The organism is Micromonospora sp. NPDC005686 (genome assembly GCF_042871665.1).
In the GTDB taxonomy this organism is placed as follows: Bacteria; Actinomycetota; Actinomycetes; order Mycobacteriales; family Micromonosporaceae; genus Micromonospora.
The window spans coordinates 552,127-577,178 of sequence record NZ_JBIAIY010000003.1; the positions used below are offsets into that span (position 1 = coordinate 552,127).

Here is a 25,052-nt window from a genome sequence, read left to right on the forward strand (position 1 = left end):
ACAATAGCCGGTCGTTTCCATTCGTCGGGTCGCGCTAAACGGCGCCGCGATTGGGTGCCCGGCCCGCGAGCGCGACCCTCGTGCGTGGCCTGGGTCACAACCCGGAACAAGGGACACGTTTTGTTACTTGAGCCAGACACGCTCAACCAACGTGATGGCAGGTGTTCGATGGCAACTCTTCCGGTACTTCCGCTGACCGACGCCGTCCTTCTGCCCGGGATGGTCATCCCGGTGACCCTCGACCCGACCACCCAGGCCGCCGTCGACGCGGCCCGTGCCACCGGCGACAAGGAACTCCTGGCCGTGCCCCGCATCGACGGCGAGTACGGCTCCGTCGGCGTGGTCGCGACGATCGAGAAGGTGGGCCGGCTGCCCAGCGGCGAACCCGCGGCGGTCGTCCGCGGCCTCGCCCGCGCCCGCATCGGCTCCGGCGTGCCCGGTCCCGGCGCCGCACTCTGGGTCGAGGCGACCGCACTCGACGAGCCCGCCCCGGCGGGCCGCGCCCGGGAACTCGCCCGCGAGTACCGCGCGCTCATGACGTCGGTGCTGCAACAGCGCGGCGCCTGGCAGGTGATCGACGCGATGGAGCGGATGACCGACCTGTCCGAGCTGGCCGACTCGGCCGGCTACGCGCCCTGGCTCAGCCTGACGCAGAAGACCGAGCTGCTCGCCGCCCCGGACGTCACCGCCCGGCTGGAACTGCTGGTCGGCTGGGTGCGGGAACACCTGGCCGAGCAGGAGGTCACCGAGCAGATCACCAGCGACGTCCGCGAAGGGCTGGAGAAGTCCCAGCGCGAGTTCCTGCTCCGCCAGCAGCTCGCCGCGATCCGCAAGGAACTCGGCGAGGACGAGCCGGACGGCTCCGCCGACTACCGGTCCCGGGTGGAGGCCGCCGACCTGCCGGAGAAGGTGCGCGAGGCGGCGCTGCGCGAGGTCGGCAAACTGGAGCGGGCCAGCGACGCCTCACCCGAGGCGGGCTGGATCCGTACCTGGCTGGACACCGTCCTGGAAATGCCGTGGAACACGCGTACCCAGGACAACACGGATCTGGCCGCGGCGCGGGCCGTGCTCGACGCCGACCACGCCGGCCTGGCCGACGTGAAGGACCGCATCCTGGAGTACCTCGCGGTGCGCAACCGGCGCGCCGAGCGCAACCTCGGCGTGGTCGGCGGACGCGGCTCCGGCGCGGTGCTGGCCCTCGCCGGCCCGCCCGGTGTCGGCAAGACCAGCCTCGGCGAGTCGGTCGCCCGGGCGCTGGGCCGCAACTTCGTCCGCGTGTCCCTCGGCGGGGTCCGGGACGAGGCGGAGATCCGCGGCCACCGGCGCACCTACGTCGGCGCGCTGCCCGGCCGGATCGTGCGGGCGCTGCGCGAGGCCGGGTCGATGAACCCGGTCGTGCTGCTCGACGAGGTCGACAAGCTGGCTGCCGGCTACTCCGGCGACCCGGCGGCGGCCCTGCTGGAGGTGCTCGACCCGGCGCAGAACCACACGTTCCGCGACCACTACCTGGAGGTCGACCTCGACCTGTCCGACGTGCTGTTCCTGGCCACCGCCAACGTGGTCGAGGCGATCCCCGGCCCGCTGCTGGACCGGATGGAACTGGTCGCGCTGGACGGCTACACCGAGGACGAGAAGGTCGCCATCGCCCGCGACCACCTGCTGCCCCGGCAGCGGGAACGGGCCGGGCTGACCGCCGATGAGGTCACCGTCGCCGATGAGGCGCTGGCGTTGATCGCGGGCGAGTACACCCGGGAGGCGGGCGTCCGGCAGCTCGAACGGGCCCTGGCGAAGATCCTGCGCAAGGTGGCCGTGGCGCTCGCCGGCGACCCCGCGCCGGCGCACGTCGACGACAGGAACCTGGCCCGCTACCTGGGCCGGCCGAAGTTCACCCCGGAGTCGGCCGAGCGCACCGCCGTGCCCGGCGTGGCGACCGGGCTGGCCGTCACCGGCGCCGGCGGCGACGTGCTGTTCATCGAGGCCACCACCATGGAGGGCGAGCCGGGGCTGACACTCACCGGCCAGCTCGGCGACGTGATGAAGGAGTCCGCGCACATCGCGTGGTCGTACCTGCGGTCGAACGGCCGGCGCTACGGGCTGGACCCGAACGCGCTGGCCGGGCGGCGGATCCACCTGCACGTCCCGGCGGGCGCGGTGCCCAAGGACGGCCCGAGCGCCGGCATCACCATGGTCACCGCGCTGGCGTCCCTGGTGACCGGCCGGCCGGTGCGGCCCGAGTTCGGGATGACCGGCGAGGTGACGCTCTCCGGCCGGGTGCTGCCGATCGGCGGGGTGAAGCAGAAGCTGCTCGCCGCGCACCGGGCCGGCCTCACCGAGGTGATCATCCCGAAGCGTAACGAGCCGGATCTGGACGACCTGCCGGCCGAGGTGCGGGAGGCGCTGACCGTGCACACCCTGTCCGACGTGGCGGACGTGCTCGCACTGGCGCTGCGCCCGGCCGAGATCGGCACGGAGTCAGTGGACGGCCCGGCGCTCGCCGCCGCCTGAGCGCCGCCGACGCCCCGGTCACCGTACGCACGGTGGCCGGGGCGCGGTCGGCCGTCAGTGGCGGTCGCGCCGCTCGTAGGCCCGGTCGCGGCGCTCGCCGCCGCCGTCCCGGTCGCGGCGCTCGCCGCCGCCGCCGTCGCCGTCCCGGTCGCGGCGGATCGTCGCCTTGCGTCCCTTGATGGTGGTGCCGCGCAGCGCGGCGATCACCTCGTCGGCCACCGGCTGCGGCACCTCGACCAGGGAGAACCGGTCGGCGATCTCGATCGAGCCGATGTCCCGGCCGTTGACCCGGGTCTCCCCGGTGATCGCGCCGACCAGGTCCTGCGGCCGTACCCCGGCCCGCCGGCCCAGCCCGATGAAGACCTGCGTGGTGCCGCCGGTACGCGGGCGGCCCGGACCCCGGCGGTCGCCCCGCCCGCCGGCCTCCGGCCGGCCCTCGCGCGGGCCCCGGACCGGCACCTGCGGGATCTCCTCCTCGTCGTCCGAGCCCGGCGAGGTCGCCTCGTGCGCCAGCTTCACCGCCGCCAGGGCCACCTCGACCAGGTCGAACTCGTCGGTCAGCGACTCCACGATCACCCGGTACGGGTCGAGGTCGTCCTCCAGCAGGCTCTCCCGCAGCGCGGCCTGGGTCAGCTCCAGACGCCGGGTACGCATGTCCGCCACCGTGGGGATCTTGTCGATGGCGATGCGCTGCCCGGTGACCCGCTCGATGGTCTTGAGCATCCGGTGCTCACGCGGCTCGGCGAGCGTGATCGCCACACCCTCCCGCCCGGCCCGGCCCACCCGGCCGATCCGGTGCACGTACGACTCCGGAGCGGACGGGACGTCGTAGTTGACCACGTGGGTGAGCTGCTCGACGTCCAGACCCCGGGCGGCCACGTCGGTGGCCACGAGCAGGTCCGCCGTGCCGGACCGCAGCCGGCCCATCACCCGGTCCCGCTGCTCCTGGCTCATCCCGCCGTGCAGCGCCTCGGCCCGGTAGCCCCGGCCGTTCATCGTCTCGGTGAGCCGGTCCACCTCCTCCCGGCTGCGGCAGAACACGATCGCCGCGGTGGGCGACTCCACGTCCAGCACCCGGCCCAGCGCGGCCGGCTTGTGCCCCCGGGCCACGATGTAGGCGCTCTGCCGCACCCGGGGCGCCTCCCCGGCGACCGGCCGCTCCCGTTCGATCCGGATACGGACCGGGTCGGTCAGGTGCTGCCGGGCCAGTCCGTCGATGCGGGCCGGCATGGTGGCCGAGAACAGCACGGTCTGCCGGCCGGCCGGCGCGTGCTCCAGGATCGCCTCGATGTCCTCGGCGAAGCCCATGTCGAGCATCTCGTCGGCCTCGTCCAGCACCACAGTCGTCAGCGCGCCCAGCCGCAGCGTGCCCCGGGCGATGTGGTCCAGGGCCCGGCCCGGCGTCGCCACCACCACGTCCACCCCGTGGTCGAGCGCGCGCAACTGCCGGCCGATCGGCTGCCCGCCGTAGATCGGCAGCACCCGGGCGCCCAGGTCCTTGCCGTAGCGGTGGAACGCCTCGGAGACCTGCACGGCCAGCTCCCGGGTCGGCACCAGCACCAGCGACACCGGGTCGCCCTCGGCCCGCCCCACCGGCATCCGCTGCAACAGCGGCAGCGCGAACGCGGCGGTCTTGCCCGTGCCGGTGGCCGCCTGGCCCAGCAGGTCCTGCCCGGCCAGCAACGGGGGGATGGCCTCCCGCTGGATGGGCGTCGGTTCCTCGTAGCCGAGTGCGGACAGCGCGCCGAGCAACTCGGTGCGCAGCCCGAGATCGGCGAAGGCGAAGGTGTCCTCGGCGTCGGCGGGAACGGCGGGCTCGGTCGGGGTCGGTGCGGCGGTCATGCGACAAAGTTTTTCATCACCGCCGAGCGGCGGTCACGGCGACCGGGGCAAACGTTCGCCGCGCCACCCGCGCGCCGCCCTCTCCGGGTGATCCGGCGCGGCCCCGTGCCCCCGCCGGATCACCGGGACAGGACGGCCAGCAGCGTGGTCAGGCCCACACCGACGTCGAACACCGCGCACCACAGCGCGTACCCGCGCGGCACCACCGCGCCGGCACGGTGGTGCCAGGCGTCCCAGGCCGCGTGGGCGAGCCAGCCCACCCCGACGAGCACGCCCGCGACCTCGGCGGACGCCGTCATCGCCACGACCGCGAGGCCGCTCCACACGGCCGCCCCGGCGAGCTGCACGGCCAGCGCGCCCCGGTCGCCCCACCGCCGCCGCCAGGTGCCGATCAGCAGGTAGCCGGCCGGCAGGACCAGCAGCGTCCACGGCGCGAAGACGGTGGGCGCGAACCACATGTCCACGGTCAGGAGCAACGCCAGCCCGGCCGGCCAACTGCGCGCCACGGTCGCGGCAACCGGGTGCCGGCGCGACGGCACGGCCGGCGTGTGGCGGTGTCGCAGCGCCACCAGCAGCATCGCCGGCACCATCAGCAGGTGACCGCCCAGCAGCAGCGTGTCGTCCCCGATCGACCCGGCCCACCAGGGCGGGAGCAGCAGCAGGAACGGCACGTACATGGCCGCCGACATCTCCGCGGCGGCGGCCCGGCCGTCCCCCCGGTACCACATCCACGCGGCCATGCCCGCCGCCATGTTCGTCGCCATCACCAGCGCGCCCACGTCCGGCCGCGCCAGCACCGCCGCGCCGTCCAGCAGGCTCCCGCCCACCCGCCACAGCGGCCCGAGCAGCACCATCCCGGCCACCATCGCCACCACCATCCCGGCCAGGTGCCGGGTCCGCGCCCACCCGGCCCACCGCCGGGGTACGACCACAGTCATGTCCGTCATGCCCCGACCCTGCCGCCGCCCGGCGCACCGCAGAAGGCGCATCCGTCATCGGGAAACCGTGCGGATCGCACGGTCCGGCCGTGACATCTCCCAGGGGTGGACGGGCCGGCGCACGCCCTAGGATCGGCCGGCATGAGCGTCGATTCCGCCGACCACCGGCTGCGCCGGGCCCGGCGGGTCACCCTGCTGTCGCTGGCCGCGAACGTGTGGACCACGGTGCTGCTGCCCGCCGTGGGCCTGGCCCGCGAACCCGACCCGGTACGCGTCGCGCTCGGCGCGGCCGGGCTGCTCGCGTTCACCGTCGCCCAGATCGCGGTGCTGCACGCCGCCGTCACGCCGTGGCTGTCCGTACCGGCCCGCCGCCGCCGGAACGCCGCGCTGACCGTGGCGGCGCTGCTCAGCCTGCCGCTGCTCGGCCCGGTCGCGGCCGGCTCCTGGCCCACCTGGGCGTGGCTCGGGGCGTCCCTGGTCGGCATGACGCCGCTGCTGTTCCGGCCCGCCGTCGCGGCGGTGGCGGCGGCCGGCGTCCTCGCGGTGTCCGCCGCCGTCACCTGGTCGACGAGTGGGCCGGTGCCCACTGCGCTGCTGGTCACCGGCGTCGTGGGCGCCGGGATCGCCGCGCTCACCTGGGTGCAGGTCTGGTTCTGGGACCTGCTCGTCGAGGCCCGGCAGGGGCAGGCCGCCCAGGCGCGGCTCGCCGCGGCCGAGGAACGGCTGCGCTTCGCCCGGGACGTACACGATCTGCTCGGCCACGACCTCACGGTGATCGCGCTCAAGGCCGAGCTGGCGGAGCGGCTGGCGCCGCGCGACGCCGCCCGGGCCGCCCGGGAGGCGGCGGAGGCCCGGCGGCTGGCCGGCTCGGCGCTGACCCGGGTACGGGCGGCGGTGCACGGCTACCGCGCCGTCGACCTGGCCGAGCAGGCCGCCGCGGTGGGGGAGGTGCTGCGCTCCAGCGGCGTACGCACGACTGTGGTCCCGCCGGCCGGTGAGGTGCCCGCGCCGGTCGCCGCCGACCTGGCCGCGGTGCTGCGCGAGGCCGGGACGAACGTGCTGCGGCACAGCCGGGCGGGCTGGTGCCGGATCGAGATCACCCGGGAGGACGGCGTCGTGACGCTGACCGTACGCAACGACGGCGTCCGGGACGACGACGGCCCGGACCGGCTCAGCGGCGGCCTGCGCGGCCTGGCCGACCGGCTCGCCCCGGCCGGCGGACGGGTCCGGGCCGACGCCGCCGACGGCGTGTTCACCCTGGTCGCGACAGTGCCGGTGACGCCGTGATCCGGGTGCTGCTGGCCGACGACGAGGAGCTGATCCGGCTCGCCCTGGCCGCGCTGCTCGACCTGGAACCGGACATCGAGGTGGTCGCGCACGCCCACGACGGGCGCAGTGCCCTGGACGCCGCGCTGGCCCACCGCCCGGACGTGGCCGTGCTCGACCTGGAGATGCCGCCACCCGGCGGCGTCGAGGTCGCCGCCGAGCTGACCCGAGCGCTGCCCGGCTGCGCCCCGGTGATCCTCACCGGACACGGCCGCCCCGCCCAGCTCCGCCCGGCGCTCACCGCCGGGGTACGCGGGTTCCTCGCCAAGGGCGCCCCCGGCGGCGCGCTGGCCGATGTCATCCGCCGGGTGCACTCCGGCGCCCGCTACGTCGATCCCGCGCTGGCGGCCGACGCGCTCACGCTGCCCGAGTGCCCGCTGACGCCGCGCGAGCTGGAGACGCTGCGGCTGGCCGAGCTGGGCAGCCCGGTCGCGGTGATCGCCCGGCGGACCCATCTGGCCGCCGGAACGGTCCGCAACCACCTGAGCGCCTGTGTGCAGAAGCTCGGCGCCGCCGACCGGGCGGAGGCGGTACGGCGGGCGCGCGAGGCCGGCTGGCTCTGACGGACGGGGCGTCGCGGTCGGCTGACGCCGACTAGCCTGATCAGGTGCGGACGGTCGAACTGCTCTGCTCACCCGAGCTGGAAGCGGCGGTTCGCGCTGCCTGGGACCGGCTCGCCGCCGCCGGGCTGCCCAGCCTGGCCCGCAACACGCACCCGACGAACCGGCCGCACCTGACGCTCGCCTCGGTCGAGGAGTTCCCGCCCGGCGCCGAGCAGCGCCTGGCCGACCTCTGCGACGCGGCGCTCCCGCTGCCGGTACGGCTGGGCCGGGTGGCGGTGCTCGACAGCAGCGCGCCGCTGGTGTGGCTGGTCCGGCCGACCCCGCAGCTCGTCGCGCTGCACGGCGCGGTCTGGGACGTGCTCGCCGAGGCGTCCGGCGGGCACTCGTGGCACCTGCCCGGCCGGTGGGTGCCGCACCTGAGCCTGGCGTTGCGCTTCGGCGCGGCGGACCGGCGCCGGGCCCGGGCGGTTGCCGGGGCACACCCGCCGGCCGGGTCGTTCGTGGCGGCGCGCAGCTACGACGGCGACACCCGCACGGTCAGCGAGCTGAGCACCGCCTCCCCGCGTGCCGGTGGCTGAACGTCGTGACGTACCTGGCGCTGGTGCTGGCGGGCGACTGGGCCCTGAGCGGGGACGATCTCCTTCAGGTGCTCCAAGCGGACTGGCCGGGGGTCGCGATCGAGGCGTGCCAGGGCGACCCCACATGCGACGTCGTGTGGAGCCACGGCGAGGGAGCCGGTTGCGTGGAGGGGTCGTCCCATGTTTCGGGGCAGTGCATCTATCTGGACGGCCAGGGGCATCCGGTGGCCGAGTTCGTGGCCTGGTACAGACGAGTCGTTCCCGCCGAACAAACCGTCATCCTGTGCGACGACGCGTACAGCTTCGACGTGATCGTCGATCCGGGTTCCACCGCGGCAGACATCCAGGATCTTCTCCCGGAGTAGCGATCGGTGCCGTCCCCGGGGAGATTCGAGGATGAGCTGGTAAAGAACGATCCCTGACTTGATGGACATGGGCAGGGAGGCTATTTGTAGCAGGCTGGTCTCAATTATCGCGGTGACGTGTCAGGACGGAACCTGGGCAAGCCTGAGCACGTGTTCGAAGCCGCGTTTCCGCGCAGGCGAATCCACCATCGGCAGGATCAGCGCTGGTATGCCGGCGGAAACCGATCCGCCGTCGCCGGCGGGATGGTCACCGACCATCAGGGTCTGGCCCGGTGCGGCATGGAGGACTGCGAGGGCGGCGCCCCAGATCCGAGGGTCCGGTTTGACGAAGCCGACCTCGTAGGACAGGACGAACGCATCGACGTGGCCGTCTAGTTCGTGCCGCGCGAAGCATGTGCGGATGTCCCAGCCGACGTTGCTGACGACGCCGATGCGAACACCGCTGTCACGCAGTGCGGACAGGGTGGCGACGGTGTCGGCGTACGGCTCGATCGCTTCGGCGTGTGTGTCGTGCAAGACCGATGCCAGCGCCTGGTCCACCCCCGGAATCTGTTCCAGCACGGCGCGGATCGCCCGATCCCAGACTCGCGGGTCCAGATCTCGGGCGATGTGGGCCGGATCCGTGGCCGTCTCCCGCAACAGTTGCGCGAAGTCGCCGGCGATACGGCGCGCCTCGCCGGCAGTCAATGTCCGGTCGATCGATGCCGCCGCGTTGCCCACCCAGCGCTCCGAGTCTCTGGCGAACAGAGTCCAGGCGAAGTCGAACAGTACTGTCGTCACGCGCCTGGCGGTCATCGCATCACCCTAGATCGACACGACGAGTTCCGGTGGGCCGCGACGCAGTGGGCTGTCCCGAGCAAACGCCTCGCTGACGGTTCTTGGTCAGGTGGTTCGTCCCTGATCGATGCGCAGGAGCACGCGCCGCGGGTGATGTCGCCGAGCCGAAGGCCACCCCGCTCGGGCTCGCCGAGTGACATGCGGAGTCCGGGGCGGCCTTCGGTTACGGCTCTGTCAGCGGTGGAAGCGCAGGTAGTCGAACTCGGCCGTCACCGCCGGTGCCGCGCCGCCGTGCGCCACCAGGCCGATCCGGGGCGTCGTGCCGGCCGGGAACGTCCACACCGCGCCCCACGTCCAGTGCCTCCCGTCGCGGCTGGACCCGGCGCGAAACTCGTGCTCTCCGTCGACCGGGTCGATCCGGTGGGCCAGCCGTAGCCAGGTGGTGGTGCCGGGGGTGCCGACGATGCTGCCGCCGTACACGGGTTGCCCGGCGAAGGGCAGTTCGTAGCCGTACTCGACCTGCCGGGTGTTCCAGATCGCCACCTGGGTCAGCCGGGCGAACCGGTCGTCGTCGACGTACGCGACCAGCCCCGCCTGCTGGTAGTTGCGCACGCTGTCCTCGCCCAGGTCGAGCGTCACCTTCGTCTCGACGACGTAGTTTCCGGCCGGCGCGTCGCGCAGCAGCACCCCTGCGGTGTTGCCGGTGCCGGACAGGTCGGCGTCCTGCACCGGCCAGCGCAGCGCGCCGCCGGACACGGTGGCGGCCGGGTCCTGGCGTACCCACTGCCAGGCCGGGTCGAGCCCGCCGGTGAACTCGTCGGAGAAGCCGCGCAGCACCGGGCCGACGCGCGGGTCGGGGACGGTGTGCCGCGCCGGCCGGTACAGCCGGGCGACGCTGACGTTGTCGAACTCGGCCGGGCCGCCGTCGGCGCGTACGGACAGCTCACCGGCGCCGGGGCGGGGGAGCCGCGCCGTCACCCGGGCCACCGGGTCACCGAGACGGGACGGGCTGAGCGTGGCGACGAGCTGCCGCCCGCGTACCTCGATGGCGAGATTGTGCCGGTCGCGCAGGTCGAGGCCCGCGGGCAGCGCGGTGGACGCGGCGCCCGCGCTCAGCCGGCCGCGCCCGACGCGCACGTCGACGCCGCCCAGTCGCAGCCCGGCGGTGGCCGCGCCGGTCAGCCGCAGGTCGGTCTCCACCCGCAGGTCGCCGCCGATGCGGGTACGCGAGGTGAGCGTGCCGCTGCCGGTCAGCACCCCGCCGGTGGCCTGCCAGCGGCCGTGCCCGGCCCGCCAGCCGCGCAGGTCTCCGGTGGCGAATCGGGCGTCGATCGGCCCGGTGGTGACCGGCGCGGGCCGGGCGGTGTCGGAGGGGCCGGTGCCCGCGTTCACAGTGGGCCACCCGTCGATCCAGTCGAGACGGTCCAGCAGCATCGGCCGCTCGTTGACGCCGAACGGCTCGTCCAGGTACGGGTCGGCGCGGTCGATCGCGTGGTAGGCGATCCAGTCCTGCCCGGACAGGTCGGCGAGGACCGCGTTGTGGCCGGTGCCGATCCAGCGGTTGCCGTTCTGGGTGAGCACCGGCGTGCCGCCGGCCCGGGACACGTCGAGGCGCTGCCCGTCCCGGTCGGTGAACGGGCCGCGTGGGTCACGGGACCGGCCGACCTGGACGGAGTAGCCGGTGGCCGGGCCGGCGCAGCAGTTCGCGGTGGAGGCGAACAGGTAGTACCAGTCGTCGCGGCGCAGCACGTACGCGCCCTCGAACTTGTTGTCGATCGCGACGGGCGTCGGCGTGCCGACCGCGCGCAGCCCGTCCGGGGACAGCTCGGTGACCGAGATGCCGCCGTAGTAGCTGCCGTAGTAGAGCCAGTGCCGGCCGTCGGCGCCGGTGAGCTGGCTCGGGTCGATCGTCCACAGGTAACCGCCGCCCCCGCCGGGTCGCGGCGCGACCACAGGCGTGTCGGCGAACGTCCACGGGCCCGCCGGGCTCGGCGCGGTGGCCACGCCCACGGCTGTGTCGAACGTGTCGTCGGAGACGGTGGTGTCGGTGACCGTCACGTACATGACCCACCGGCCCGCCACCCGCCGCACGTCGGGCGCCCAGAACGCGGCGCCGGGAGCGGCGTAGGCGGGCCGCTGGTCCGGGGCGAACGCGTCGCCGACGTAGGCCCAGTCGACCAGGTCGGCGGAACGCGCGATCGGCACCCGGTGGGTGCGGCCCTCGCCTTCGCGCAGCGGGTCGGAGGTGCCGAAGGCGTACCAGAGTCCGTCGTCGCCGCGCACCACGACCGGGTCGGCGAAGGTGTCGGCGAACCCGGCGGAGACCGGGTTGCGGTAGCGGTCGGGCCCGGCGGCGGACGCGGGGGGCGCGCCGGCGAGCAGAAGCGTGAGTACGGCGGCGAGCGCGCCACCGCGGCGGAGGTGTCCCATCGGGCCTGCCCTCGGGGATAGACGGAGGTGCGGTGCCATCGTTTCTACAACGTTGGAGAGAGTGCTGTAAAGCACCGGGCACCGTTCGGCGCGGCCCGAACCGTGCCCGTGTCAGCATGGGCCGATGACCACCGGTGCCGACGGCCGTGGACTCGCCGGGTTCGCCGCGCTGCTCGCCGACCCCACGCGGGCCGGCTTCTGCCTCGCCCTGCTCGACGGCCGTGCCTGGACCGCCGGGGAACTGGCCCGTGCCGCCGGGGTCGCCCCGTCCACCGCGAGCGACCACCTCACCCGGCTGGTGGCCGGCGGCCTGCTCGTCGAGCAGCGGCAGGGCCGCCACCGGTACGTCCGCCTCGCCGACCCGGGTGTCGCCCAGCTCGTCGAGGACCTGGCCGCGCGGGCGCCCGCCCCGGACACCCCGCCCCGCACGTTGCGCGCCGCGTCGGCCGGCGCCGCCCTGGCGTACGCCCGCACCTGCTACGACCACCTGGCCGGGCGGCTCGGTGTGCTGCTGCACGACGCCCTGCTCGCCCGAGGCGTGCTCGACCGCTCCGGCGGACTGGCGCTCACCGGCGCCGGCGTGACCTGGCTGGCCGGCCTCGGCGTACCCGTCGAACCGCTGCGCGCGACCCGGCGACCGCTGGTCCGCGACTGCCTGGACTGGACGGAGCGGCGCCCGCACCTGGCCGGCGCGGTCGGCGCGGCGCTCTGCGGACGCTTCCTCGACCTCGGCTGGACCACGCGCGGCACCGGCCGGGCGGTACGCCTCACCCCGTCCGGGCGGGACGCGCTGGCCGAGGCGCTCGGGCTCGACCCGGCGCTGCTGGCCCCGCCCACCTCCCGCGACAGCGGCCCGGCGCGAGCCTGACCCGGACCCGGCCGCGGCGCGACCGGGGCCCGGCGTGGCGCTGACCGGGGCGGCGCCCGCGCGGATCGTTCGGTCCGGACCGAACCGTTCCCGCCCTACCGTCGGGCGATGCGACTACCGACGATCACTGCTCCCACGGGCACCCCGCCCTGCGGACCCCCGACGCTCGGAGACGACGGCTGGGTGGTCACCCGGCACGCGGACGTCCTCGCCGCCCTGACCAACAGCCGCTGCGTGGTGCCGCCCGTCGCCGGCGGGCCGGAGGGCACCCTCGCCTGGCTGCGCGCCTCGGTGAGCCGGTTCAGCCCGCCGGACCGGCACGCCGCGCGACGAGCCGTCGGGGTGGCGGCACTGGACGCCCTCGGCCCGGGGGAACTGCGCCTTCACGCCGCACGGTTGACCGAGCGGATCCTCGACCGCCTGCCGGGTGGGGAGAGCGTGACCGTCGAGCCGGCTCGGCGCGTACCCCTGCTGGTGCTCGCCGAACGGCTCGGCCTGGCCGACCCGGCGGCGGCCGCCACGGAGGTGACGGCGGTGGCCGCCGCGTATCACCCGGGCGCGGCGGAAGCGGTGGTGCGGCGGGCGGACCGGGCAGTGGCGGCGCTGCTGACGATGTCCCCGCCCGCCTCGGCCGAGGTGACCGCGAACCGGATCGGCCTGCTCGTGCAGGCCGCCGACGCCACCGCCGGGCTGATCGACGCCGCCGTCCGGCACGGGCTCGCCGCGCCGGACGGGCTCGCCACGGCCACGCTGCTCGCCGAGGTGCTGCGGCTGGATCCACCGGTACGGCTCACCCGCCGGGTCGCCACCGGCGCGCTGAGCCTGGGCGGCCGGGAGGTGGGGGCGGGGGACCGGCTGCTGCTCCGGTTCGACGCGGCCAACCGCGACCCGGCTGCCTTCGGAGAGCCGGACCGGTTCCGGGCCGGCCCGGCGAGGGCGGTGCTGACCTTCGGCGCCGGTCCCCGCGGCTGCCCGGGGGAGCGGCACGCGCTCGCCCTGGCGACCGGCGTGGTCGGCGTGCTGCGCCGCCGCCGACCGGCTTCCACCGATCTGGTCGAGGAGGCCCGGCGATGACCGACAGGTACCGCGCGTTCCGCGAGCTGCACCGGCCCGGCGACCCGCTGCTGCTGCCGAACGCCTGGGACCACGCCTCCGCCGCGGCGCTCGCCGCCAGGGGTCATCCGGCGATCGGCACGACAAGCCTCGGCGTGGCGGCGGCCGCCGGCCGGCCGGACGCCGTGCGGGCCACCCGCGCCGAGACGCTGGAGCTGGCGTACCGGCTGCGGGGCCTGCCGGCGCTGCTGACGGTGGACGTCGAGGACGGCTTCCACGACGAGCCGGCGGAGGTGGCGCGCTACGTCGGCGAGCTGGCCGCGCTCGGCGTGGTCGGCGTGAACCTGGAGGACGGCCGCCCGGACGGGCTCCTGGCCCCGGCCGAGCACGTCGCCGCCGTGATCGCGGCGGTCCGCGCCGCCGTGCCGAGGATGTTCGTCAACGCCCGTACCGACGCCTGGTGGCTGGACCTGCCGTCGCCGCTGGCGGAGGCGCGGCGGCGGGCGGCGGTGTTCCGGGCGGCCGGCGCGGACTGCCTGTTCGTGCCGGGCGCACCCGACGACGTGGTCGGCGTGCTCGCCGCCGGGGCCGGGTTGCCGGTGAACGTGCTGTACCGGCCGGGCGGCCCGGACCCGGCCGCTCTGGGCCGGCTCGGGGTGGCCCGGGTCAGCACGGGCTCGCTGCTGTTCCGGGCGGCCCTCGGCGCGGCGCTGCACCTGGCCGACGCAATCGGCGCGGGACGCGATCCCGGCCTGCCGCCTCCGCCCGGGTACGCGCAGGTGCAGGAGCTGGCCCTGCGGTCCGCCACCTGATCGGGCACTTCGGGAGAGATGGGGCGATTGACGCTCCCTCGGCTCATTACGGTGTGTGCAGTCAGAATCACGCCGTGTCCTGACCGAGAGGGGACGGAGACCATGCGAGTGCCCAGCCGCAGCCCCGGTCGCCAGCCCGGTCCCACAGTCACGCCCACCGCCCCCGCCCGACGGGTGCCCGCCGGTGGCCGGCACGCCGGCGCGACGCCGGACCTGGCCGCCTACCGGGCGGCGGTGGCGGACCTCCTGGTCGAGGTGGGTGCGCTCGCCGACGCGCCGTCCGCCACCGCCCGCCAGGTGTTGCTCGACCAGCGGCTGCGCGAACCGGCCATCGCCGCCGTCCTCGACGCCACCCCACAGGGCCTGATCGGCGCCCGGGAGACGCTGCTGCTGGAGATGGCCCGCTACCAGCCCAACGCGCGCAGCTCCGCGCAGGATCTCACCGCGCTGGTGCGGATCTACCTGCTCTCCCGCGTCGACGTGCTCTGGTGGCGGGACAGCCCGACGTTCCTCACCGACGACCAGGTGCGCGCCAGCACCGAACTGGTCGACCTGGAGTGGTTGCGCCGCCGCGGCCTGCTCGAATTCCGCTACCGGGAGCAGGCCGCGACGGTGGTGGGACGCGGGCTGCGGGCGGTCCGGCGGCGGCTGCGCCCGGACCTCGCCCCGCGTACCGCCGGCCTGCTGTTCCGCCGGGCCCGGCGCGAGATGATCGGGTTCCTCAACGACCTGGCCCGGGAGTTCACGGCGATCGCACCGGACGGCACGCCGCCGCTCTGGGTGACCAGCCTGGCCCGCAGCGCCGAGCACCAGTACCGGCTGCGCCGCCTCGGGTACGCGGCGATGGTGCCCAGCGGGCACTGCCTCGGCTGGGCCGCCGACGTCGAACTGGAGTGGTACGACCGCTTCGGCGCCCGTCCCGCGCTCGCCGGGCTGCTGCTGGCCCGCCAGGACGCGGGCGAGGTGAACGTGGTCGACGAGGGACAGGCGTGGCATGTGTGTCTCGCCCCGGCCGCCCGCCGCCGGTACCGGCGCGCGTACGAGGCCGAGATGGGGGTGTGACCGGTGTGCGGCATCGCGCTGAGCATCGGCCCCGACGCGGACCCGGCCACCTTCCGGCGGATGCTCGCCGCGCTCGCGCCGCGCGGTGAGGTCACCGAGACCCGGCAGGAGAACGGTCTGCTCGCCGGCGTACGACGGTTGAAGATCGTGGACCGGGACCGGTCCGTCCAGCCGTGGATGTCACCGGACGAGCGGCACCTGCTGTGCTTCAACGGCGAGATCTTCAACCACCACGAGCTGCGCGCCGAACTGACCCGGCTCGGGCACGGGTTCCGCACCGCGGGGGACACCGAGGTGGTGCTCGCCGCGTTCCGCCAGTGGGGCGGGAACGCCGTACGCCGGCTGCGCGGCGAGTACGCCTTCGTGATCGTCGAGCGGGACACCGGCCGGGCGTACCTGGCCCGCGACCCGCTCGGGGTCAAGCCGCTGTACTGGTCCCGCCTGCCCGGCTGCCTGCACCTCGCCTCCGAGGTAAAGGCCCTGGTCGGGCACGGGGCGCCGATCGGCGAGGTGGCGCCCGGCCACCACGGCTGGGTCGAGCCCGGCCGTCCGGTCCGGCTGGGCCCGCACGTCGACCTGCTCACCCTCGGCGACGGCCTGCCCGTGATCGACGACCCGGAGGAGGCGGCCCTGCTGGTCCGCGTCGCGCTCACCGACGCGATGCGCGCCCGGCTGGACACCGACCTCACCGTCGGCGTGGTGCTCTCCGGCGGCCTGGACAGCTCGCTGGCGCTGCTGCACGCCCGGGAACTGCACCCGGACTGCGTGGCGGTGACCATCGGCGTGCCGGAGAGCCCGGACGTCGCGTACGCCCGGCGGCTCGCCGCCGACCTCGGCGTACCGCACGAGGTGATCGAGCTGCGCCCGCGCGACATCCGGCTCGCCGACGTCCGCGAGGCGATCCGGATCTCCGAGCTGACCGAGTACGGCGACATCATCAACGCGGTCGTCTCGGTGCCGATCTTCCGGCGGCTGCGCGAGCTGGGCGTACGGGTGGTGCTCACCGGCGACGGCTCGGACGAGCTGTTCGGCGGCTACCCGATGTACCACCGGGTCGGGCCGGAGCGGTCCCGAAGGCTGTTCCTTCACAAGATCCGTAACCTGTGCCGGACCGAGCTGCAACGGGTGGACCGGGCCAGCATGGCGCACGGGGTGGAGGCGCGGGTGCCGTTCCTCGACCTCAGCGTCGTCGAGCTGGCCATGCGGCTGCCGCTGGGCCTGAAACTGCGCGACGGGCAGGAAAAGTGGATCGTCCGGCGGGCCTTCGCCGATCTGCTGCCCGCGTACGTCCGGCAGCGGCCGAAGAACCCGATGTCGTACTCCTCCGGGCTGCACGAGCGGGCCCGCCTCTACAAGCCGCTGTTCGCCCGCCTGCACCGCTCCTTCGGCTACGACCTGCTGGAACCGGTCCGGCGGGACTTCGACAGCGTGCTCACCCGCTGCGGCAACGACCTCGACCGGGCCATCGCCGAGGGCATGGCCCGGCCCGACTACACGGTGCTCGAACACGCCCGGGACCTGGTCGGCGCGGCCCGGTGGAACGCCGCGCCGATGGTCCGTCGGCTGGTCAACCCGCGCCGCACCCGAGGTGACGAGGCGCCCCTGCCCGGGTGAGCCCGTGTGGCCCCGGTGGCCGCAGCACCGGTCGCCGGTGGGTCAGCGCCGCAGGTCCACGTCGGCGGCCACGCCGGAGACCGGGTCCATGCAGTGCACTGTCGGGCCCGGACGCAGCCGGGCGTCCGAGGCGTACCGCCGGGCCAGCTCCCGCTCGGCGGCGGCGTCGCCGCGGTCGGCGGCCACCAGCAGCGCGGCGACCTCGTCGACGAGCGTGAGATCGGCGCCGGTCAGATCCTCGGTCATCGCCCCGAACTCGTCCCAGAGCAGCACCTCGTCCTTGTGCCGGTGGGCCAACTCCAGCAGCACGTAGTCGTGGATGAGCCAGTCGCCCCGGATCGGCAGCGACGGGTCCACGCCGTAGGTGTCCGGGTCGATCCGGCCCGCCCGGTACGCCAGCCACACCCGGGCCGCCGACTCGAAGTGCCCCGCCTCCGGGTCGATATCGTAGCCGTCGAACGGCCAGTCGCCGGCCGGGTCCAGCTCCGGGTCGGACCAGACCCAGCGTTCGCCGTCCCACCACTCGGCGAGCACGTGGTCGTGGTGCCAGCCGGGCACGAAGTAGCTCACGAACCCGACCCGGCTGCGCGCCGGGATGCCGTGCTGGCGCAGCGTCGCGACGGTGAGCAGCGTGTGGTCCCGGCAGCAGCCGGCGACCCGCTCGGCGGCCGGGCGCTCGGCGGCCAGCGGCAGCGGGAACCGGGACTGGTCGGCGTCGAGGATGCGGTCCAGCCAGCGCAGGTTCACCTCGGCCCGGCGGGCGTCCGGTAGCTCCACACCACCGGCGCGGTAGTGGATGATCACGTTGCGGGCGGTCGCCGCGATGGTGGGCAGGTCGGCGGGCACGGCGTCGAGCAGTGCCGCGCGGTGGCGGGGGTCGCTGTACGGCGAGTGGGTCCGGTAGTCGTCGAGGTCCATCCGGCCATTGTCGGCGCGGCACGCGGCCGGCAGGTGCCCGCTCGGCGCGCAATTTCACGGTGCCCGAACGCCAGGTCCGATCACCGCCAGCGCCGCGCCCGGGGCCGCGCCAGGCTGGGACCGTGACGACCACCCGTACCGCATTCCGGATCCACCCGCTGCCCGCCGGGACGCTCGCCGAGCTGCGCCGCACCGGCCGCGACGCCACCGGGCAGCCGCCCGAGCACCGGCGCGCCACCGGCGGCGAGCCGCTGCGTTGCTGCCTGCGCGACGCCCGGCCCGACGAGGAGCTGCTGCTGTTCGGGTACGCCCCGCCGCTGCCGCCGAGCCCGTACCGCGAGGTGGGGCCGGTGTTCGCGCACGCCACCGGCTGCGCCGGCCCGGACGACGTGACGGCGTACCCGTCCCGGTGGCGCGGACGCGAGCAGGTGCTGCGCGCGTACGACAGCCGGGGCCGCATCGTGGGCGGACGGCGACACGACGGCGGCGACCCGGAGGCGGTGATCGCGGAGCTGTTCGCCGACCCGGCGGTGGACCTGCTGCACAGCCGCAACGTCGTGTACGGCTGCTGGATGTTCGCTGTCGTGCGGAGCTGACCTGGTCCCGGATGGACATCGGCGGACGCCTCTTCTAGCGTCGCTGTCATGCGGAGGACCATCATCGCCGGCGGGCTCGCGCTGCTCCTGCTCGGCGCGGCCTGCGGGGAGAGCCGCCGGTCCGACCCGCCGGCCGCGGCCGGCTCGCCGACCGCCTCACGGCAGGATCCGGGGCAGGTCGAACGGACGCTGGCCAGCCTCCGCAAGATCGACGATCTGCCGATGTACGAGATGACGTACGACGGCGACTACGACCCGACCGCCGGGCTGGCCGGGTCGACGCCGCCGAGCCCGTTCGGTTGCTCGCTGTTCGCCGCCCTGGCCGACCGCGACCGGCCGCTGTTCGCCCGCAACTTCGACTGGGAGCCGAACCCCGCACTGGTGCTGCGCACCGACCCGCCGGACGGGTACGCCTCGATCTCCCTCGTCGACATCTCGTACCTGGGCGTGGCCGCCGACCCGACGGGCGACCGCCGGCTGCTGGACGCGCCGCTGCTGCCGTTCGACGGCATGAACGAGCGGGGCCTCGCGGTCGGGCTGGCCGCCGACGACGGCGCACGCGCCGAGCCGGTGCCCGGACTGCCGAAGGTGGGCTCGGTGCGCATCCTGCGCCTGGTGCTCGACTCGGCCGCCACCGTGGACGAGGCGGTCGCCGTGTTCCGGCGCTACAACCTCGACTTCGACGGCGGGCCGCCGCTGCACTACCTGCTCGCCGACGCGACGGGCACGTCGGCGGTGGTGGAGTTCGTCGACGGGAAGATGACAGTGGACCGGCGACAGGGCCCGTGGCAGGCGCTCACCAATGTGCCCGCTGTCGGGGTGCCGGACCGGGAGCTGCGCCAGGACCGTAGGTACGGGGTCCTGGCAAAGGAACTGGACCGCACCGACGGGGTGGTCGACGCGGCCGGGGCGCTGCGGCTGCTCAACGCGGTACGCCAGTCGCACACCCGCTGGTCAGTGACGTACGGGCTGCGCAGCGGCGAGGTGCGGGTGGTGACCGCCGGTGGCGGCACCCGCGACTACCGCCTGCCGATGAGCTGATCCGGGCCGGGTGGACCGCTGCGGCCGAGGTCGTCGCCGCTGATCACGAGGCAGCCCAGCACATCGGCGAGCACGGTCCGCTGAACCGGTGTCAGGGTGTTCACGAAGACGGCCGCGTCGACGCCGGCCTCCCGGCACGCCTCGGCGATCTCGCGGAGCCTGCCGTGCGTCAGCAGCGTCCGGCGGGAGAACGGCCGGGACATCCGGGCAGCACCGCCGGGACGCGCGTGCCACCGGTCGGAGACGCCTCGGCGTTGCACGAACCGGCCCACCACCCGGGCGCCGCGTTCCTCAGCCACGGCGGCGAGCCGGTCGAGGCGGGCCTCGTAGTCCTTGTCCTTGGCCGGGAAGAGCCCGACGAGCACGACGTCGGCGCCGTCGAGCGGGTCGCTCACGTACCGCTTCACGCAGACAGGATGGCCCGCGGCGGCCGGTGCGGCCAGGGGTTTCCGGGCCCACGCACGCACCGGGCCCGGCGTCCCCGCGAGGGGAGCGCCGGGCCCGGGACGGGTCAGCGGGTCACCAGCTCAGATAGCCCGCCTGGGTCTGCACGTTCAGCTCGGGCACCAGCAGGAACTGCGCCAGCCAGGTACGCGGGTCACGCAGCTCCAGCACGTCCAGTCCCTTCTGGATGTCGCTGGAGTAGATGTGGCCGTTGTACCAGTAGGCCGACCAGGATCCGCCGGTACGAAGCTGTGCGGCGTCCAGCGGCCCGCGCTCCCAGTAGGCGATCTCGGTCGGCTTGCGGGAGTCGGTGAAGTCCCACACCGAGATGCCGCCCTGGTACCAGGCCTGGACCATGATGTCGCGGCCGGGCACCGGGATCAGCGAGCCGTTGTGGGCCACGCAGTTCTCCGTGTCCGTGTTGGCCCGGGGGATCTTGTAGTAGCTGCGGAACTCCAGCTTGCGGGCGTCACCGCGGCCGGTGATGTCGTAGATGGCGTCCGCACCCCGATTCGGGCCGACCACCTCGTTGCAGGTGGCCGCGCCGCCGCCGCCCAGTTCGTCGGTGAAGACGACCTTGGTGCCGGCGTTGTTGAACGTGGCCGAGTGCCAGAACGCGAAGTTCTCCGCGTCGGTGACCCGTTCGATCACCCGGGGGACCTCGCGGTTGGAGATGTCCAGCAGGATGCCGTCACCCATGCAGGCGCCCGCGGCCAGGTCCTTCGCCGGGTACGCGGTGATGTCGTGGCACCCGGTGGTGGCCGACGTCTGGCCGGGGATGCCCGGGTAGCCGCCGTCCGGGAACAGGTTCGGCGTGGCGACCACGGAGGCCGTGGTGGGGTTCTTCACCGGCACCTTGACGATGGAGATGGAGTCGTGCGGCGGCTGGCAGTCCGGGAACTCGGCCCGCGGGCTGTACGAGGAGACGTACAGGTAGACGTTGCGCTTGTCCTTGCCGGGCACGAGCGTGTGGGTGTGTGAGCCGCACGCCGTCTCGACCGACTTGATGTAGCGCGGGTTGCGCTTGTCGCCGATGTCGAAGATCTTGACGCCCTCCCAGGACTCCTTCACCGACGCCGGCTGGGTGGTGCTGGCGCAGGAGTCGTCGCTGCGGGAGGAGTCGGTCGACAGGAACAGCAGGTTGCCGTGGACCGAGATGTCGTTCTGCGAGCCGGGGCAGAGCACCTGCGACACGATCGTCGGGCGGTTCGGGCGGGAGACGTCGTAGACGACGAACCCGTCGTAGTTGCCGACGAAGGCGTACCGCCCCTGGAAGGCGATGTCGGTGCCCAGGGCGGCCGTGGTGTCGAACGGCGCCTGCTTCGGCAGGTTCGCCACCTGACGCAGGTTGGGGCTGCTGGCGATCTCGTCGACACCGGGGACGGCGTTGTCCACCGTGGCCGGCGCGGCCTCGGCGCGGGGGACCGCCTGCGCGCTGCTCGGCGGTGCGGCGAAGACACCGGCGAGCAGCAGGCCGGCGGCGGCGAGACTGATGATGCGGGTGCGGGACGTGCGGATGCTTATCACCGGCAACACCCTTCGAAAGGGGGTCATGATTCGCCACACCTTACCTATTTGTGACGACCATCAATGTGATCTGGGTCACTCTTGGGAACTTTCCTCTATGGATAGGATCGCTGTCACCTTGACCGGAGGAGGCGTCGTATGACCAGCCGGCAGGCGCGTGTCTGGGTGGGCGTCACAGCACTGGTGACCCTCGTGGTGGCCGGCGGGTTCGCGCTGACCGGTCGCGAGGACACCCGTACCCCGGAGGCGGTCACGACCACGGCGGTGGCCGCGCCGAGCGTGAGCGCGGCCGCGTCGGCGCCGCCGGTGGTGGTCCCCGGCAGACCCGGGGAGCCCGCCGCGACCCGTCCGGCCGAGCAGGTCCGGGGCGCCACCACGCCGCGGTGGAACAACCTCGACGTCTGGTACGTCCGGATGATGATCCCGCACCACGAGCAGGCCCTGGAGATGGCGGCCCTCGCGCCAGAGCGCGCCGCCGACGCGCGGGTGCGCGCCGTGGCCGAGCGGATCCGCGCCGCGCAGGGTCCGGAGGTCGGCCTGCTGCGCGCCTGGCTCAACACGCGCGACCTGCCCGCCGACGTGCCGGGACACGACCACGGCAGCATGCGCGGGATGCAGTCCGCCGAGGCGATGCGGCGGCTCGCCGATGCCCGCGGTGCGACGTTCGACAGGCTGTTCGTGCAGATGATGTCCGATCACCACCGGGGTGCGATCGTCATGTCCACCGACCTGCTGAAGGTCGGCGTCGACCAGCCGATGCAGGAGTTCGCCACCGCCGTCGCGGTCGAGCAGTCCGCCGAGATCACCCGCATGCAGGCCCTCCTGACCCCCTGACCCCCCTGACCCCACCCCCACCCCGCCCTCGCCCCGTCGATCATGAGGTTGGCTGCGACATATCGGACAGCAATCGCCGCCAACTTCATGATCGACGGGTGGGAGGCGGGGGTGGGAGGCGGGGGAGGGTGGGGAGGGGGAGGGCGGGCCTAGGCTGGGGGATCGTGAACCGCCTGATCCTCGGTCGTCCGCTGCGGGGCGTCGCGTTCGACGCCGCCGTGTGCGGGCTCGTCGTGTTCTTCGCGCTGTCCGGGTACCTCGCCGGGCAGACCGGGCTCGCGGCGTGCGCGGTCGGCCTGGCGATGGCGGCGGTGCTGTTCTTCCGGCGTACCCACCCGTCGGCGGTGGGCGCCCTGGTGGCCGCGCTCGCGCTGGTCCAGGTGATCGCCGGCTGGGGTCCGCTCAGCTACGACATCTCCGTGCTGATCGCCCTCTACAGCGTGGTCAAGTACGCCGATCGGCTCCGCGACGGCATCGTGGCCGGGGTCGTCGCCGTGATCGGCGGGGTGCTCGCCGCGCTCCAGTCGCCCGGCGCCGCGCCCTGGTGGATGGGCGCGTTCTTCTACGCCCTGATCGTCGGCGCGGTCTGGCTGGCCGGGCTGAACCTGCGGACCCGCCGGCTCTACGTGGTCAGCCTGGAGGAACGTGCCGCCACGCTGGAGCGGGAACGGGAGGCGGAGGCGCGCGCCGCCGTCGCCGAGGAACGCACACGCATCGCCCGTGAGCTGCACGACGTGGTCGCCCACAGCATGGCCGTGATGATCGTGCAGGCGGACGGGGTGCGGTTCACCCTGGACCGGGATCCGGCCACCGCCCGGGAGGCGGTCAAGGTCGTGGCGGACACCGGCCGGCAGGCGCTGGAGGACATGCGGCGGCTGGTCGGCGTACTCCGGGAACCCGAGCACCCGGAGTCGCCGCCGGCGGTGGACGAGCCGGCCGCCGAGCCGGCGCACCGGCGACCCGCGCTGGTGGAGCTGCCAGCGTTGCTCGACCGGTTCCGCGCTGCCGGGCTGCGGATCACCTGCGGCGGCGCCGGCACCCCGCGGGCGCTGCCGCCCGGCCTGGAGCTGACCGTCTACCGGGTGGTGCAGGAGAGCCTGACCAACGCGCTCAAGCACGCCGGCGTCGGCGCGTCGGTGGAGCTGACGCTGGACTGGGGCGCGGACGCCGTCGTGGTGCGGGCGGTGGACGACGGTGGCGGCCGACCGGTGGTCCGCCCGGCGCCGTCCGGCGGGCACGGCCTCGTCGGCATGCGGGAACGGGTCGGGGTGTACGACGGCAGCCTCGCCGCCGGCCCCACATTCGCCGGTGGCTGGCGGGTGCAGGCGCGGCTGCCACTGCCGGCGGCGGCCGGCATCGAGGAAGGGAGCGCGGCGGCGTGACCGTGCGGGTGATGATCGTCGACGACCAGGCGCTGGTGCGGGCCGGGTTCCGGATGGTGCTCGGCTCCCAGCCGGACCTGGAGGTGGTCGGCGAGGCCATCGACGGCGCGGACGCGCTGCGGGTGCTGAACCGGGTCGAGGCCGACGTGGTGGTGATGGACCTGCGGATGCCCACCATGGACGGAGTGGAGGCGACCCGGCGGATCTGTGCCCGTTCGGCCGGCGGCGGCCCGCGCGTGCTGGTGCTCACCACGTTCGACACCGAGGCCGACGCGTTCGCCGCGCTGCGCGCGGGCGCGAGCGGGTTCCTGCTCAAGAACGTGCCGCCGGAGGAGCTCATGGCCGCGATCCGGGTGGTGGCACAGGGCGACTCGGTGGTGGCCCCGTCGATCACCCGGCGGCTGCTCGACCGGTTCGCCGGGCAGCTCGGCCCCGCGCCGGCGGCGGACCCCCGGCTGGCGCAGCTCACCGAGCGGGAGCGCGAGGTGCTGCTGCTGGTGGCGCAAGGGCTCTCCAACGCCGAGATCGCCGCCCGGGCGCACGTCGCGGAGGCGACGGTGAAGACACACGTGGGCCGGATCCTGGCCAAGCTCCAGCTCCGTGACCGGGTCCAGGCGGTGGTGCTGGCGTACGAGAGTGGCCTGATCACGCCCGGCGGCTGACCGGTCGTACGTCTCAGGTCGTACGGGTTTCCCCGGTGGGGACGACCGTGGTCGCACCGAGGTCGAGCGCGCAGGTGGAGATCAACGAGCCGGTGCCGGACCTAGCGTCGGAAGGGTCTTCAGGCCGTGTCCGACAGGAGCACCACCGTGTCCGCAACACCGACCACAGGCGTCGCCCTCGCCGCCCGCGCGCTGCGCAAGGAGTACGGCGCCGGGCAGTCCCGCGTCGTCGCACTCGACGGCGTCGACCTCGACCTGGCCGCCGCCCGGTTCACCGCCGTCATGGGCCCGTCCGGCTCCGGCAAGTCCACCCTGCTGCACTGCCTCGCCGGCCTCGACCGGCCGACCGCCGGGGCGGTCCACATCGGTGACGCCGACCTGACGCGCCTCGACGACCGGCGGCTCACCCGGCTGCGCCGGGACCGGATCGGTTTCGTCTTCCAGAAGTTCAACCTGCTGCCCACGCTCACCGCCGAGGAGAACATCGTCCTCCCGCTGGCGATCGCCGGCCGTCGGCCGGACGCGACGTGGCTGCGTCAGGTGGTCGCCGCGGTGGGCCTGACCGACCGCCTCGCGCACCGTCCGGCGGAGTTGTCCGGCGGGCAGCAGCAGCGCGTCGCGGTGGCCCGCGCGCTGATCACCCGGCCGTGGGTGATCTTCGCCGACGAGCCGACCGGCAACCTCGACTCGCGCTCCGGCGCGGAGGTGCTGCGACTGCTGCGCGAGGCGGTGGACATCCTCGGCCAGACCGTCGTCATGGTCACCCACGACCCGGCTGCCGCCGCGCACGCCGACCGGGCGGTCTTCCTCGCCGACGGCCGGCTGGTCGACGAGCTGCACGCGCCGACCGTCGGCGACGTCCGGGACGCGCTGAGCCGGCTCGACCCGGCCGTGGCCCCGGCGGGGCGGTGAGCG

At 74.5% G+C, this 25,052-nt stretch carries 23 protein-coding genes; 16 read left to right on the forward strand and 7 right to left on the reverse strand.

Going from position 1 to position 25,052, the window contains the following annotated elements; translation table 11 throughout:
- Window positions 1-168: 168 nt before the first annotated feature.
- The gene (gene lon / locus ACFYON_RS09680; protein WP_354863588.1) at window positions 169-2,505 is read left to right on the forward strand and encodes an endopeptidase La; all 2,337 of its coding nucleotides are present in this window, start codon (window positions 169-171) and stop codon (window positions 2,503-2,505) included.
- A gap of 54 nt (window positions 2,506-2,559) precedes the next feature.
- On the opposite strand, the gene ACFYON_RS09685 is transcribed toward lon, so the two are convergent.
- Together ACFYON_RS09685 and ACFYON_RS09690 are read right to left on the reverse strand one after the other, a co-directional pair.
- A complete protein-coding gene (locus ACFYON_RS09685) occupies window positions 2,560-4,347 on the reverse strand; it encodes a DEAD/DEAH box helicase (RefSeq protein ID WP_354863586.1) in 1,788 nt (595 codons plus the stop codon).
- Window positions 4,348-4,466: 119 nt separating this feature from the next.
- A complete protein-coding gene (locus tag ACFYON_RS09690; protein WP_354863584.1) occupies window positions 4,467-5,294 on the reverse strand; it encodes a hypothetical protein in 828 nt (275 codons plus the stop codon).
- A 132-nt stretch (window positions 5,295-5,426) separates the two neighbouring features.
- Between ACFYON_RS09690 and ACFYON_RS09695 the strand changes: the two genes are divergently transcribed.
- The 4 genes from ACFYON_RS09695 to ACFYON_RS09710 are packed head-to-tail and all read left to right on the forward strand — an operon-like array spanning window position 5,427 to window position 8,117.
- On the forward strand, window positions 5,427-6,572 hold the full coding sequence (locus ACFYON_RS09695; RefSeq protein ID WP_354863582.1) for a histidine kinase: 1,146 nt from the start codon (window positions 5,427-5,429) through the stop codon (window positions 6,570-6,572).
- On the forward strand, window positions 6,569-7,174 hold the full coding sequence (locus ACFYON_RS09700) for a response regulator transcription factor (protein WP_354863580.1): 606 nt from the start codon (window positions 6,569-6,571) through the stop codon (window positions 7,172-7,174). The genes ACFYON_RS09695 and ACFYON_RS09700 overlap by 4 nt, the downstream gene beginning before the upstream one ends.
- Window positions 7,175-7,218: 44 nt before the next feature.
- Window positions 7,219-7,752, forward strand: a complete 534-nt coding sequence (locus ACFYON_RS09705; protein WP_354863578.1) for a 2'-5' RNA ligase family protein — start codon at window positions 7,219-7,221, stop codon at window positions 7,750-7,752.
- Between the two features lie 5 nt (window positions 7,753-7,757).
- On the forward strand, window positions 7,758-8,117 hold the full coding sequence (locus ACFYON_RS09710) for a hypothetical protein (protein ID WP_354863576.1): 360 nt from the start codon (window positions 7,758-7,760) through the stop codon (window positions 8,115-8,117).
- A 120-nt stretch (window positions 8,118-8,237) separates the two neighbouring features.
- On the opposite strand, the gene ACFYON_RS09715 is transcribed toward ACFYON_RS09710, so the two are convergent.
- Both ACFYON_RS09715 and ACFYON_RS09720 read right to left on the reverse strand, forming a co-directional pair.
- A complete protein-coding gene (locus ACFYON_RS09715; protein ID WP_354863574.1) occupies window positions 8,238-8,912 on the reverse strand; it encodes an HAD family hydrolase in 675 nt (224 codons plus the stop codon).
- Window positions 8,913-9,128: 216 nt separating this feature from the next.
- Complete coding sequence (locus ACFYON_RS09720; RefSeq protein ID WP_387188500.1) at window positions 9,129-11,324, reverse strand: family 43 glycosylhydrolase; 2,196 nt, start codon at window positions 11,322-11,324, stop codon at window positions 9,129-9,131.
- Between the two features lie 124 nt (window positions 11,325-11,448).
- Here ACFYON_RS09720 and ACFYON_RS09725 point away from each other — a divergent pair, with 124 nt between their 5' ends.
- The 5 genes from ACFYON_RS09725 (at window position 11,449) to ACFYON_RS09745 (ending at window position 16,733) form a co-directional block, all read left to right on the forward strand.
- Window positions 11,449-12,192, forward strand: a complete 744-nt coding sequence (locus ACFYON_RS09725) for an ArsR/SmtB family transcription factor (protein WP_387188498.1) — start codon at window positions 11,449-11,451, stop codon at window positions 12,190-12,192.
- 108 nt (window positions 12,193-12,300) lie between these two features.
- Complete coding sequence (locus ACFYON_RS09730) at window positions 12,301-13,266, forward strand: cytochrome P450 (RefSeq protein WP_355097558.1); 966 nt, start codon at window positions 12,301-12,303, stop codon at window positions 13,264-13,266.
- Entirely contained in the window at window positions 13,263-14,057 is a 795-nt protein-coding gene (locus ACFYON_RS09735) for an isocitrate lyase/phosphoenolpyruvate mutase family protein (protein WP_387188495.1), read from the forward strand. Before ACFYON_RS09730 ends, ACFYON_RS09735 begins: the two co-directional genes overlap by 4 nt.
- A 102-nt stretch (window positions 14,058-14,159) precedes the next feature.
- The gene (locus ACFYON_RS09740) at window positions 14,160-15,119 is read left to right on the forward strand and encodes a hypothetical protein (RefSeq protein ID WP_355096958.1); all 960 of its coding nucleotides are present in this window, start codon (window positions 14,160-14,162) and stop codon (window positions 15,117-15,119) included.
- A gap of 3 nt (window positions 15,120-15,122) precedes the next feature.
- A complete protein-coding gene (locus tag ACFYON_RS09745; protein WP_355096956.1) occupies window positions 15,123-16,733 on the forward strand; it encodes an asparagine synthase-related protein in 1,611 nt (536 codons plus the stop codon).
- A gap of 42 nt (window positions 16,734-16,775) precedes the next feature.
- On the opposite strand, the gene ACFYON_RS09750 is transcribed toward ACFYON_RS09745, so the two are convergent.
- Window positions 16,776-17,651: a transglutaminase domain-containing protein gene (locus ACFYON_RS09750; protein WP_387188493.1), complete on the reverse strand. Its 876-nt coding sequence runs from the start codon at window positions 17,649-17,651 to the stop codon at window positions 16,776-16,778.
- Between the two features lie 122 nt (window positions 17,652-17,773).
- On the opposite strand from ACFYON_RS09750, the gene ACFYON_RS09755 reads away from it, so the two are divergent.
- Both ACFYON_RS09755 and ACFYON_RS09760 read left to right on the forward strand, forming a co-directional pair.
- A complete protein-coding gene (locus ACFYON_RS09755) occupies window positions 17,774-18,247 on the forward strand; it encodes a DUF1203 domain-containing protein (RefSeq protein ID WP_354863558.1) in 474 nt (157 codons plus the stop codon).
- Between the two features lie 48 nt (window positions 18,248-18,295).
- Complete coding sequence (locus ACFYON_RS09760; protein WP_355096809.1) at window positions 18,296-19,288, forward strand: carcinine hydrolase/isopenicillin-N N-acyltransferase family protein; 993 nt, start codon at window positions 18,296-18,298, stop codon at window positions 19,286-19,288.
- Here ACFYON_RS09760 and ACFYON_RS09765 read toward each other — a convergent pair.
- Both ACFYON_RS09765 and ACFYON_RS09770 read right to left on the reverse strand, forming a co-directional pair.
- Window positions 19,267-19,695: a hypothetical protein gene (locus ACFYON_RS09765; RefSeq protein WP_354863554.1), complete on the reverse strand. Its 429-nt coding sequence runs from the start codon at window positions 19,693-19,695 to the stop codon at window positions 19,267-19,269. The two genes, ACFYON_RS09760 and ACFYON_RS09765, sit on opposite strands and share 22 nt — an antisense overlap.
- Window positions 19,696-19,807: 112 nt before the next feature.
- Window positions 19,808-21,259 carry a hypothetical protein gene (locus ACFYON_RS09770; protein WP_355096811.1) on the reverse strand — a complete coding sequence of 484 codons (1,452 nt, stop codon included), beginning with the start codon at window positions 21,257-21,259 and terminating at the stop codon, window positions 19,808-19,810.
- A gap of 138 nt (window positions 21,260-21,397) precedes the next feature.
- On the opposite strand from ACFYON_RS09770, the gene ACFYON_RS09775 reads away from it, so the two are divergent.
- From ACFYON_RS09775 to ACFYON_RS09790, 4 genes are all read left to right on the forward strand, one after another.
- Window positions 21,398-22,093, forward strand: a complete 696-nt coding sequence (locus tag ACFYON_RS09775; protein ID WP_387188489.1) for a DUF305 domain-containing protein — start codon at window positions 21,398-21,400, stop codon at window positions 22,091-22,093.
- Window positions 22,094-22,257: 164 nt separating this feature from the next.
- Window positions 22,258-23,475: a sensor histidine kinase gene (locus tag ACFYON_RS09780; RefSeq protein ID WP_387188487.1), complete on the forward strand. Its 1,218-nt coding sequence runs from the start codon at window positions 22,258-22,260 to the stop codon at window positions 23,473-23,475.
- On the forward strand, window positions 23,472-24,137 hold the full coding sequence (locus ACFYON_RS09785) for a response regulator transcription factor (RefSeq protein WP_355097417.1): 666 nt from the start codon (window positions 23,472-23,474) through the stop codon (window positions 24,135-24,137). The genes ACFYON_RS09780 and ACFYON_RS09785 overlap by 4 nt, the downstream gene beginning before the upstream one ends.
- 147 nt (window positions 24,138-24,284) lie before the next feature.
- Window positions 24,285-25,049 (forward strand): ABC transporter ATP-binding protein, encoded by a 765-nt coding sequence (locus ACFYON_RS09790; RefSeq protein ID WP_387188483.1) that lies wholly within the window; start codon window positions 24,285-24,287, stop codon window positions 25,047-25,049.
- Window positions 25,050-25,052: the final 3 nt, after the last annotated feature.

What these genes read in the sequence shown, in the direction of transcription:
- ACFYON_RS09750 (WP_387188493.1), bottom strand. Translation starts at nt 17,651, where the DNA reads ATGGACCTCGACGACTACCGGACCCACTCGCCGTACAGCGACCCCCGC.
- ACFYON_RS09715 (WP_354863574.1), bottom strand. Translation starts at nt 8,912, where the DNA reads ATGACCGCCAGGCGCGTGACGACAGTACTGTTCGACTTCGCCTGGACT.
- ACFYON_RS09730 (WP_355097558.1), top strand. Translation starts at nt 12,301, where the DNA reads ATGCGACTACCGACGATCACTGCTCCCACGGGCACCCCGCCCTGCGGA.
- ACFYON_RS09760 (WP_355096809.1), top strand. Translation starts at nt 18,296, where the DNA reads ATGCGGAGGACCATCATCGCCGGCGGGCTCGCGCTGCTCCTGCTCGGC.
- lon (WP_354863588.1), top strand. Translation starts at nt 169, where the DNA reads ATGGCAACTCTTCCGGTACTTCCGCTGACCGACGCCGTCCTTCTGCCC.
- ACFYON_RS09720 (WP_387188500.1), bottom strand. Translation starts at nt 11,324, where the DNA reads ATGGGACACCTCCGCCGCGGTGGCGCGCTCGCCGCCGTACTCACGCTT.
- ACFYON_RS09685 (WP_354863586.1), bottom strand. Translation starts at nt 4,347, where the DNA reads ATGACCGCCGCACCGACCCCGACCGAGCCCGCCGTTCCCGCCGACGCC.
- ACFYON_RS09725 (WP_387188498.1), top strand. Translation starts at nt 11,449, where the DNA reads ATGACCACCGGTGCCGACGGCCGTGGACTCGCCGGGTTCGCCGCGCTG.
- ACFYON_RS09735 (WP_387188495.1), top strand. Translation starts at nt 13,263, where the DNA reads ATGACCGACAGGTACCGCGCGTTCCGCGAGCTGCACCGGCCCGGCGAC.
- ACFYON_RS09775 (WP_387188489.1), top strand. Translation starts at nt 21,398, where the DNA reads ATGACCAGCCGGCAGGCGCGTGTCTGGGTGGGCGTCACAGCACTGGTG.
- ACFYON_RS09740 (WP_355096958.1), top strand. Translation starts at nt 14,160, where the DNA reads ATGCGAGTGCCCAGCCGCAGCCCCGGTCGCCAGCCCGGTCCCACAGTC.
- ACFYON_RS09690 (WP_354863584.1), bottom strand. Translation starts at nt 5,294, where the DNA reads ATGACGGACATGACTGTGGTCGTACCCCGGCGGTGGGCCGGGTGGGCG.
- ACFYON_RS09695 (WP_354863582.1), top strand. Translation starts at nt 5,427, where the DNA reads ATGAGCGTCGATTCCGCCGACCACCGGCTGCGCCGGGCCCGGCGGGTC.